We start from the raw sequence: 9,002 nt of genomic DNA on the forward strand, positions 1-9,002 counted from the left end.
TGAGCGAAGCGAAGGCGGGAGAGGGGACAGGCTCTCGTTTCGCTGCAACCCCTCTCCCGGCTCGGACTTCGTCCGATCCACCCTCTCCCACCTAGCGAAGCAGTGCTTCGCGCGGGGGAGAGGGGAAAGAACAGAAATGCCCGATCAACTCGCTGCCCCCGTCACGCTCGGCCAGACCGTCATCCGCGGCCTGACCTGCAAATGCCCGCGCTGCGGCAAGGGTAAGCTCTATGCGGGCTTCATCAATCTGGCGCCGCGCTGCGAGCGTTGCGAACTGGATTATGCTTTCATCGACACCGGTGATGGCCCGGCGATCTTCATCATCATGCTCGCCGGTGCCATCGTGGTCGGCTCTGCGCTGGTGGTGGAGGTCAAGTACCAGCCGCCATTCTGGCTGCATGCCGCATTGTGGCTGCCGCTGATTCTCGCGACCACGCTGCTGCCGTTGCGGTCCATGAAGTCGTTGCTGATCGCCCTGCAATTCCACCACAAGGCCTCCGAAGGCCAACTCATCGATCGCATGCCGAAATGAACACAGTTGCAGCGCGCCGGCGCAGTATCACCGGTCTCGGCATCATCACGCTCATCATCATCGGTGTGCTCCTCAGCCTCGGCTTCTGGCAGTTGCAGCGCCGTACCGAGAAACACGCGTTGATCGCCGCACTCACGGAGCGCCTTGCAGGTGCGCCCGGCACATTGCCCGCGCCAGCCACATGGAGCGCGCTGACCCCGGCGAAGGACGAATTCCGCCGCGTCAGCTTCTCGGCCACCTACAAACCCGTGCCGGACGGCATGGTTTACAGCTCCGGCTCCGGCGTGCGGCCCGATGTGCCCGGCCCGGTGACCTGGGCTTTCCTGCCGGCGCAGCTGGCATCCGGCGAGACTGTCGTGATCAATGCGGGCTTCGTGCAGAACACGATGCAGGATCGCGCCCAGCAGGATCGCGCCGTGCAGAAGCTCATCACCGGCGCCCCCGTGACGCTGACCGGCTATCTGCGCTTTCCCGAAACCGCGGGCACGTTGACGCCCCATGACGACGTCAGCAAGCGCCTCTGGTTCAACCGCGACCAGCGCGCGATGGCGCAGGCGCTCGGCTGGGGTGCTGTGGCCCCGTTCTATGTCGATCTGGAAAGTCCCGTGCCGGCTAATGCCATTCCAAAGCCCGGGCCGCTCGAAATCCATCTCAAGGATGACCACATGCAATATGCGATCACATGGTTTGGCCTCGCGGCCGCGGTGGTGATTGCCTTCGGAGCGTGGATCAAGGGGCAGCAGCGGGCTGTTTGAGCCAGCTCCGGAGGAAATCGTGGAGAAGAGCCGGGACGTCATTTTGGCCGCCGAAGGAAAGCGAATTCTGGAGCATCATCTGGCTCTTGGGCCCCAAAAAGCGGTGAGCTACCTGCCGATCAACACGATTGAGAACGTCCTTTACCTGACCGTGCCAATCTACCGTTCCCTTATCGCGGATGGCGGACATCAGAGTCTTCTATTCGCTGATGGAGAATGCTGTATCGGCTCCGGAGCCATCTACGCTTACAGTCCGGATGACCTTGGTGCCGTCCTGTCTGAGAGCCGGCCAATCCTTGCTTCGAACGATTGGCCAACTTCCCAAATTGAATTTCTGAAGCGAGTAGCTGCCCTATGGGTTGAGCCAGGAAGCTCGATCCTGCCGGTCATCCGGAGGGCGTTCGGCGAAACTTAACGCTCGGGTGCCTGGTTCGTCGGACCGCCCCATTGGCGGTTTCCCCACCCGGCGAAACCCATTATGGTGCCCTCAGACTTAGCTGCCAGCGAAGTTTTAACCCCATTATTATCAAAGGCTTGGCGGTTTCCGCGCCTTTGGAGGACGCCTTGACGACCTATATCTCGACGCGGGGAGAGGCCCCGAAACTCGGTTTTTGCGATGTCATGCTGACCGGGCTTGCCCGCGACGGCGGCCTCTACATTCCCGAGGTCTGGCCCCAGTTGTCAGCCGAGACCATCGCGTCGCTGTTCGGCCGGCCCTATTGGGAAGTCGCCGTCGAGGTGCTCCGGCCATTCGTAGCCGGTGAGATTTCCGACGAGGATCTCGGCCGCATGGCCAATGAGGCCTATGCCACCTTCCGCCATCCGGCCGTGGTGCCGCTCGACCAGACCGCGTCGAACCAGTTCGTGCTCGAGCTGTTTCACGGCCCGACGCTGGCGTTCAAGGACGTCGCCATGCAGCTCATCGCGCGGTTGATGGATCATGTTCTCGCCAAGCGTAATCAGCGCACCACCATCGTGGTCGCGACCTCGGGCGACACCGGTGGCGCTGCCGTCGATGCCTTCGCCGGCCGCGACAATGTCGATCTCGTCGTGCTGTTTCCGAACGGCCGTATTTCCGACGTGCAGCGTCGCATGATGACCACGACCGGCGCGTCGAACGTCCATGCGCTCGCCGTCGAGGGCCATTTCGACGATTGCCAGGCGATCGTGAAGGGCTTGTTCAATCATCACAAGTTTCGTGACGCCGTGTCGCTGTCGGGTGTGAACTCGATCAACTGGGCACGTATCGTTGCGCAGGTGGTTTACTACTTCACCTCGGCAGTCGCCGTCGGTGCGCCTGCACGCAGCGTTGATTTCACGGTACCTACCGGCAATTTCGGCGACATCTTTGCGGGCTATGTGGCCAAGCGCATGGGTCTGCCGGTGCGCAAGCTGCGCGTCGCTGCCAACGTCAACGACATCCTCGATCGCACGCTCAAGACCGGCATCTACGAGGTGCGTGAGGTGCACGCCTCGTCGTCCCCGTCGATGGACATTCAGGTGTCGTCGAATTTCGAACGTCTGCTGTTCGAAGCCTCCGGCCGCGATGCTGCGCTGGTGCGCGGCCTGATGGATTCGCTGAAGCAGTCCGGTCGCTTCGTGCTGCCCGAGAAAGTGCTGACCGCGATCCGTGCCGATTTCGAATCCGGCCGCGCCGACGAGGACGAGACCTCGGCCGCCATTCGCGCGGCGTGGCGCGAGACCGGCGATCTGATCGATCCGCATACCGCCGTGGCATTGGCCGTCGCCGATCGCGACACCACCGAGATGCATGTGCCCAATGTCGTGCTGTCGACAGCGCATGCAGCGAAATTCCCCGATGCGGTGGAAGCGGCGTGCGGCGTGCGGCCGGCATTGCCGGTCTATCTGGAAGGGCTGATGACGAAGCCCGAGCATATTAAGGTCATGAAGAATGACCAAAGCGATATTGAGCAGTTCGTGCTGTCGGTCAGCCGCGCTGCGAAGCAAGGAGTGTCCTGATGACTGTCGAAGTTACCAAACTGCCTTCGGGCCTGACGGTCATCACCGATACCATGCCGCATCTGGAAACCGCAGCGCTCGGCGTCTGGACCGGCGTCGGTGGCCGCGATGAGAAGCCCAACGAGCACGGCATCTCGCATCTGCTTGAGCACATGGCGTTCAAGGGCACCAAGAAGCGTTCGTCGCGCGAGATCGTCGAGGAGATCGAGGCGGTCGGCGGCGATCTCAATGCCGCGACCTCGACCGAGACCACGGCCTATTACGCCCGCGTGATGAAGGCCGATGTGCCGCTGGCGCTCGATGTGCTCTCGGACATTCTCGCCAACCCCACTTTCGTGCCCGATGAGCTGGAGCGCGAGAAGAGCGTGATCGTGCAGGAGATCGGCGCGGCGCAGGATACGCCTGACGATGTCGTGTTCGAACATCTCAACGAGCTCTGCTATCCCGACCAGCCGATGGGCCGTTCGCTTCTGGGCACCGCCAAGACGCTGAAGGGGTTCGACCGCGACATGCTGCAGAGCTATCTGTCCACGCATTATCGCGGGCCGGACATGGTGGTGGCTGCGGCTGGCGCCGTGAATCATCGCCAGGTCGTGCATGAAGCCGCCGATCGCTTTTCCAGCTTCGAAGGCACGGCCGCTCCGAAGCCGCAGCCGGCGATGTTCGGCAAGGGCGGTTCGCGTGTGGTCAATCGCGATCTCGAACAGGCGCATCTGACGCTGGCGCTGGAAGGCCTGCCGCAATCGGACCTGTCGCTGTTCAGTCTGCAGGTCTTCACCAATATTCTCGGCGGCGGCATGTCCTCGCGGCTGTTCCAGGAAGTGCGCGAAAAGCGCGGTCTCTGCTATTCGATCTACACCTTCCACGCGCCCTATACCGACACCGGCTTCTTCGGTCTCTATACCGGCACCGATCCCACCGATGCGCCGGAGATGATGGAAGTCATCGTCGATGTCATCAACGAGTCGGTAGAGACATTGACCGAGGCCGAGATCGCGCGTGCCAAGGCGCAGATGAAGGCCGGTCTGCTGATGGCGCTGGAGAGCTGCAGCTCGCGCGCCGAGCAATTGGCGCGGCACATGCTGGCCTATGGCCGTCCGCTTACCGTGGAAGAACTCGTCCAGCGTATCGATGATGTCAGCGTGGAATCGACCCGTAATGCCGCCCGTGGCTTGCTGACGCGCAGCCGCCCGGCCGTGGCGGCGCTCGGCAGCGGCCGGGGGCTGGACACGGCAGTGGCTTTTGCGGAAGGATTGACCCGCGCCAAGGACAAGAGCCTGCTCCACTAGGCAGGTGAGGTCCGAGGCATCAGGGAGCGAGCCTATGGCCCTGTTTCGTTTGCCATCGAGTATGCCGGCGGCGCTGGCGCCGCGCGGCTACGGCGTTGCATTGCGCGCGCCCGTGATGAGCGATTTTCCGCAATGGGCCGATCTGCGTGAGCTGAGCCGGAGTTATCTCACGCCGTGGGAGCCGATCTGGCCGTCAGACGACCTGACGCGCTCCGGCTTTCGCCGCCGGCTGCGCCGCTATGCCGACGATGCGTCCGCCGATCGCGCCTATCCGTTTCTGGTGTTTCGCGAGTCAGATGGCACGCTGCTGGGCGGCGTGACGCTCGCCAATGTGCGCCGGGGCATCGTCCAGGCCGGCACCATCGGCTACTGGGTCGGCCAGCCCTATACCGGGCAGGGCGTGATGACCGCGGCGCTGCGGGTGCTACTACCGACCTTGTTTGGCGAATTGAACCTGCACCGCATCGAGGCCGCCTGCATTCCCAGCAACCTGCCGTCGGTGCGGGTGCTTGAGAAGTGTGGCTTCTCGCGCGAGGGACTGGCGCGGCGTTATCTCTGCATCAATGGCATCTGGCAGGATCACCTGCTTTACGGCATGCTGCATGAGGACTTCCGCGGGTAGTTCTGCTGCAGCGCGATGTCCGGATGTGGCGCAATGGCGCGCATCTGTCCTGTCTCAAGCGCCTTGGGTTCGCCGCCATTGCGCTGTTATAAGGCCCTGCGCACGCCTTGGGCGGGGCTGCGCAAACGACTGAATTTCCGGGGATATCTTCACAATGCGCAACATTCGTTCGATGCCGATCAGCGGCCGCACCGGCGCGCTCCGCGGCCTGCTGGTGATCACTGCAGCAAGCCTGACGCTGGCCGGTTGCGGCGGCGGCAGCATGTTCGGCGGCGGTTCGCCGAGCAGCAGCGGCGGCGGCAGTCCGTCGATGACCGATCGCTTCACCCAGTTGTTCTCGGGCAAGTCCACCGAGGTCGGCGCGCCGCAGTCGCCGCAGACCGATGAGAACGATCTGACCTGCCCGAGCGTCAGCATCCGGCCGGGCGCCTCGACCTATGCAGTCGGCGCTGCGGGCAAGCCTGCGGTCGGCAACGATCTGGCTTTCCAGGCCACCATCACCCGGACAGCGCGCTCCTGCGATCTCAATGGCGGTCAGATCTCGGTCAAGATCGGCATCCAGGGCCGCGTCATCGTCGGGCCGGCCGGCGCGCCAGCAGTGGTCGATGTGCCGCTGCGTGTCGCCGTGGTGCAGGAAGGTGTGACGCCGAAGACCATCGCCACCAAGGTGTTCCAGACCAATGTGCAGATTGGCAGCGAGACCAGCGTGCCGTTCAGTCTGGTCGGTGAGGATCTTGTTTATCCCGTGCCCACAGGCACTGCAGGCGATTCCTACATCTTCTATATCGGCTTCGATCCGCAGGCCCTGAAATCGCAGGCACCCGCACGCAAGCGGCGCTAAGGGGTTATCCGAGCCAACAAAAAAGCCGGCGCGATCATTTCGCGCCGGCTTTTTTAGTTTGAAGTCTTTCGCTTAGTTCAGCTTGGAGCGAACTTCGCCGATACCCTTGGCGATCAGGTCGTCGGCCACCGAGCCCTTTACGGACTGCGACAGTACCGAGGCTGCGGCATTCACTGCGGCTTCGGCTGCGGCTGCGCGAACATCTGCGATAGCCTGGGCTTCCGCCATTGCGATCTTGCCTTCGGCGCTCTTGGTGCGGCGAGCGACAAAATCTTCCATCTTGGTCTTGGCTTCCGCGGCAATGCGCTCGGCCTCTTCCTTGGCGGACGTGATGATGTCCTGCGCTTCGCGCTCGGCCGCTGCATGACGCTTTTTGTAGTCTGCGAGCAGCGCGGCGGCTTCATCACGCAGGCGACGGGCGTCGTCGAGTTCCTGCTTGATGCGGACGCTGCGGTGATCGAGCGCCGTCAGGATGGTGCGGTGAATACCGAACCAGCCGAAAACCGCCATCAGAAGAACAAAAGCGACGGCGACCCAGAATTCAGCTTGAAGTCCGAACATCCGTTTATCCTTTCAGCGACGCGTCGAGCGCGGCGTTGACGGCGCCTGCATCCGGGCTGATGCCCGTCAGGCGTTCGACGATCGCCGAGGCCGTGTCCGCAGCAATGCTGCGCACATTGCCCATCGCCGTTGCGCGGGTGGTGGCGATGGTCTGCTCCGCTGCAGCAAGCTTGGTGGCAAGGCTCTCTTCGAGCTTCGCCTTGGCCTGCTCCTGTTCCGCATTGAGCTTCTCACGAACTTCGGTCGCCATCGCCTGCGCCTTGGCGCGGGCATTGGCGAGTTCGGTTTCGTAAGCCTTCAATGCAGCGTCGGAATCGCCCTTGAGCTTGGCGGCTTCGTTCAGGTCCGTATCGAGAACCTGCTGACGGGCCGCAAGCACGCCGCCGACGCGGGGCAGCGCCAGACGCGACACGATCAGATAGAGCAAGCCGAACGCGATCGCGAACGACACCAGCTGTGAAGCGAAGGTGTTGCTCTCGAACGGCGGAAACGACGCCTTGTGACCACCGTCTGCCGCAGTGTGCGCGGCAGTCCCGTGATCGGCGCCCTTGGATTTGCCCTGACCTTCAGCCACAGCAGTCTCCTTATCGATCGGAAGCGCTCCAGGACGGAGCGGCAACCGGATCCGTTTTCAGCTTAGACGGCGAACAGCAGCAGCAGCGCGATCAGCAGCGAGAAGATGCCGAGCGCTTCGGTCACGGCGAAGCCGAAGATCAGGTTAGCGAACTGGCCCTGGGAAGCCGACGGGTTGCGGAGCGCACCGTTGAGGAACTGGCTGAAGATCATGCCGACGCCGATGCCAGCGCCACCCATGCCGAGACAAGCAATGCCGGCGCCGATGTACTTCGCTGCGATGGGATCCATAGTAAAACTCCTTCTTGGGATAGGGGATTAAGACAGTTGAGGGGTGGAATTCCGCCAGAACACTAAAACGCGGTTAGTGGCCCGGATGAAGTGCGTCGTTGAGATAGATGCAGGTCAGGATCGTGAACACATAGGCCTGCAGGAAGGCGACCAGCAGTTCCAGCGCGGTCAGCGCCGTGGTCATGGCCAGCGGCAGCACCGAACCGAAAATGCCGAGTGCGCCGAGTGCGCTGAGCGAGGTCACGAAGCCGGCAAAAACCTTCAGTGTGATGTGGCCGGCCAGCATGTTGGCGAACAGACGGACCGAATGCGACACCGGGCGGGACAGGAACGAGATCACCTCGATCACCGTAACCAGCGGCAGGATGTAAATCGGAATACCGTGCGGCACGAACAGCTTGAAGAAGCCGAGACCGTTTTTGTAGAGGCCGTAGAGCAGCACGGTCAGGAACACCATCAATGCCAGCGCGACGGCGACGATCAGATGGCTGGTGACGGTGAAGGTATAGGGGATGATGCCGATCAGATTCGCCGTCAGGATGAACATGAACAGCGAGAACACGAACGGGAAGAACTTCATCCCTTCTTCGCCGATGCTACTGCGCACCGTATTCGACACGAATTCGAAGGACAGTTCGGCGACCGACTGGAAGCGGCTCGGGATCAACGCACGTCCGGCGCTGCCGCCGATCATCAGCAGCGACACGACGGCGACGGCGCCGAACATATAGGCCGATGAGTTGGTGAAGGCGATTTCCTGATTGCCGATATGGCCCAGGGTGAAGATCTTGTGGATCTCAAATTGATGGATCGGATCGGCCATCCACGTCGGTCTTTCAATTCGGCCGGAACGTCCGGCGTTTCCTTGCCGGACAGCCGGCACTCAAATGCTGCGCCAACGACGCAGAGGTCTTGGGCGCGAATTTCTTATTCCGCTTTTTTCCCGACACCAGCCGAGCGCATCACGTTCATCACGCCGGCGACGAAACCGAGCAGCATGAGAACGATCAGGCCCCACGGCGATGTCGACAGCAAACGATCGAAGCCCCAGCCCAGAATCGTTCCGACGACGACGCCCGCGACCAGTTCCGAAGAAAGACGGAGACCCACCGCCATGGCCGATGCCCTGGACTGCGCGTTTCCGCTTCCAGTTTCGGATTGGTCAGTCTGAAGTTTGCGCTCATCCTGAAGTTTGGACAGACGCTGATTCAGACTTCCGAGCCTTGCGGAAAGCGCAGCCTCATCGGGAGACGATTTGCCATCGTTTCTGCGTTCACTGTCATCGTCCCGTGTGCCGTTCGTCATGCTTGCGACACTCGAAATAACGCTGCAAATGCTGGAAATAACGCCCCATCACCCTTCAAAGCCGGGCGGACCATACTTAGCGCATCTTGCCAAGTCAAGATTCGCTGATCGCTTGTTAGCGCCTTGATTCACTTGATTTTATTGGCAAAATTCGAATCCCGCTGCGCGGGATCGCCGCAGTGCAAGAGTGACTTTCGAGGTGATCTATCTTGCACGGCGCAGGGCGCGCTGTTGGAGTACCGCAGAGTTTGAA

The 9,002-nt window shown here is 62.0% G+C and carries 12 protein-coding genes; 7 read left to right on the forward strand and 5 right to left on the reverse strand.

The window, feature by feature from the left end; genetic code table 11:
• Window positions 1–136 precede the first annotated feature (136 nt).
• The 7 genes from CHC01_RS23875 (at window position 137) to CHC01_RS23905 (ending at window position 6,019) form a co-directional block, all read left to right on the forward strand.
• The gene (locus tag CHC01_RS23875) at window positions 137–532 is read left to right on the forward strand and encodes a DUF983 domain-containing protein (RefSeq protein WP_089266833.1); all 396 of its coding nucleotides are present in this window, start codon (window positions 137–139) and stop codon (window positions 530–532) included.
• A complete protein-coding gene (locus CHC01_RS23880) occupies window positions 529–1,287 on the forward strand; it encodes an SURF1 family protein (RefSeq protein ID WP_089266834.1) in 759 nt (252 codons plus the stop codon). The genes CHC01_RS23875 and CHC01_RS23880 overlap by 4 nt, the downstream gene beginning before the upstream one ends.
• A 19-nt stretch (window positions 1,288–1,306) precedes the next feature.
• Window positions 1,307–1,702, forward strand: coding sequence for a hypothetical protein (locus CHC01_RS23885; RefSeq protein ID WP_089266835.1), 396 nt, complete (start codon window positions 1,307–1,309; stop codon window positions 1,700–1,702).
• Between the two features lie 149 nt (window positions 1,703–1,851).
• Window positions 1,852–3,267 (forward strand): threonine synthase, encoded by a 1,416-nt coding sequence (gene thrC / locus CHC01_RS23890; protein ID WP_170849832.1) that lies wholly within the window; start codon window positions 1,852–1,854, stop codon window positions 3,265–3,267.
• Window positions 3,267–4,556, forward strand: a complete 1,290-nt coding sequence (locus CHC01_RS23895) for a M16 family metallopeptidase (protein ID WP_089266837.1) — start codon at window positions 3,267–3,269, stop codon at window positions 4,554–4,556. Before thrC ends, CHC01_RS23895 begins: the two co-directional genes overlap by 1 nt.
• A gap of 34 nt (window positions 4,557–4,590) precedes the next feature.
• Window positions 4,591–5,178: a GNAT family N-acetyltransferase gene (locus tag CHC01_RS23900; RefSeq protein WP_089266838.1), complete on the forward strand. Its 588-nt coding sequence runs from the start codon at window positions 4,591–4,593 to the stop codon at window positions 5,176–5,178.
• A gap of 154 nt (window positions 5,179–5,332) precedes the next feature.
• Window positions 5,333–6,019 carry a hypothetical protein gene (locus CHC01_RS23905; RefSeq protein ID WP_244528475.1) on the forward strand — a complete coding sequence of 229 codons (687 nt, stop codon included), beginning with the start codon at window positions 5,333–5,335 and terminating at the stop codon, window positions 6,017–6,019.
• Window positions 6,020–6,091: 72 nt separating this feature from the next.
• On the opposite strand, the gene CHC01_RS23910 is transcribed toward CHC01_RS23905, so the two are convergent.
• The 5 genes from CHC01_RS23910 to CHC01_RS23930 form a co-directional block, all read right to left on the reverse strand.
• On the reverse strand, window positions 6,092–6,580 hold the full coding sequence (locus CHC01_RS23910) for a F0F1 ATP synthase subunit B family protein (RefSeq protein WP_068732624.1): 489 nt from the start codon (window positions 6,578–6,580) through the stop codon (window positions 6,092–6,094).
• Window positions 6,581–6,584: 4 nt separating this feature from the next.
• Window positions 6,585–7,154 carry a F0F1 ATP synthase subunit B family protein gene (locus tag CHC01_RS23915; RefSeq protein WP_089266933.1) on the reverse strand — a complete coding sequence of 190 codons (570 nt, stop codon included), beginning with the start codon at window positions 7,152–7,154 and terminating at the stop codon, window positions 6,585–6,587.
• A gap of 62 nt (window positions 7,155–7,216) precedes the next feature.
• Window positions 7,217–7,444, reverse strand: coding sequence for a F0F1 ATP synthase subunit C (locus CHC01_RS23920; protein ID WP_068732626.1), 228 nt, complete (start codon window positions 7,442–7,444; stop codon window positions 7,217–7,219).
• Window positions 7,445–7,517: 73 nt separating this feature from the next.
• Window positions 7,518–8,267: a F0F1 ATP synthase subunit A gene (locus tag CHC01_RS23925; protein WP_089266839.1), complete on the reverse strand. Its 750-nt coding sequence runs from the start codon at window positions 8,265–8,267 to the stop codon at window positions 7,518–7,520.
• A gap of 104 nt (window positions 8,268–8,371) precedes the next feature.
• Window positions 8,372–8,749, reverse strand: coding sequence for an AtpZ/AtpI family protein (locus CHC01_RS23930; RefSeq protein WP_089266840.1), 378 nt, complete (start codon window positions 8,747–8,749; stop codon window positions 8,372–8,374).
• Between the last annotated feature and the right edge of the window lie 253 nt (window positions 8,750–9,002).

This window comes from Tardiphaga sp. OK246, assembly GCF_900188215.1.
Lineage (GTDB): Bacteria > Pseudomonadota > Alphaproteobacteria > Rhizobiales > Xanthobacteraceae > Tardiphaga > Tardiphaga robiniae.

Coding starts and splice junctions, on each gene's coding strand:
- CHC01_RS23875 (WP_089266833.1), top strand. CDS start 137: ATGCCCGATCAACTCGCTGCCCCCGTCACGCTCGGCCAGACCGTCATC.
- CHC01_RS23880 (WP_089266834.1), top strand. CDS start 529: ATGAACACAGTTGCAGCGCGCCGGCGCAGTATCACCGGTCTCGGCATC.
- CHC01_RS23895 (WP_089266837.1), top strand. CDS start 3,267: ATGACTGTCGAAGTTACCAAACTGCCTTCGGGCCTGACGGTCATCACC.
- CHC01_RS23900 (WP_089266838.1), top strand. CDS start 4,591: ATGGCCCTGTTTCGTTTGCCATCGAGTATGCCGGCGGCGCTGGCGCCG.
- CHC01_RS23905 (WP_244528475.1), top strand. CDS start 5,333: ATGCGCAACATTCGTTCGATGCCGATCAGCGGCCGCACCGGCGCGCTC.
- CHC01_RS23910 (WP_068732624.1), bottom strand. CDS start 6,580: ATGTTCGGACTTCAAGCTGAATTCTGGGTCGCCGTCGCTTTTGTTCTT.
- CHC01_RS23920 (WP_068732626.1), bottom strand. CDS start 7,444: ATGGATCCCATCGCAGCGAAGTACATCGGCGCCGGCATTGCTTGTCTC.
- CHC01_RS23925 (WP_089266839.1), bottom strand. CDS start 8,267: ATGGCCGATCCGATCCATCAATTTGAGATCCACAAGATCTTCACCCTG.
- CHC01_RS23930 (WP_089266840.1), bottom strand. CDS start 8,749: ATGACGAACGGCACACGGGACGATGACAGTGAACGCAGAAACGATGGC.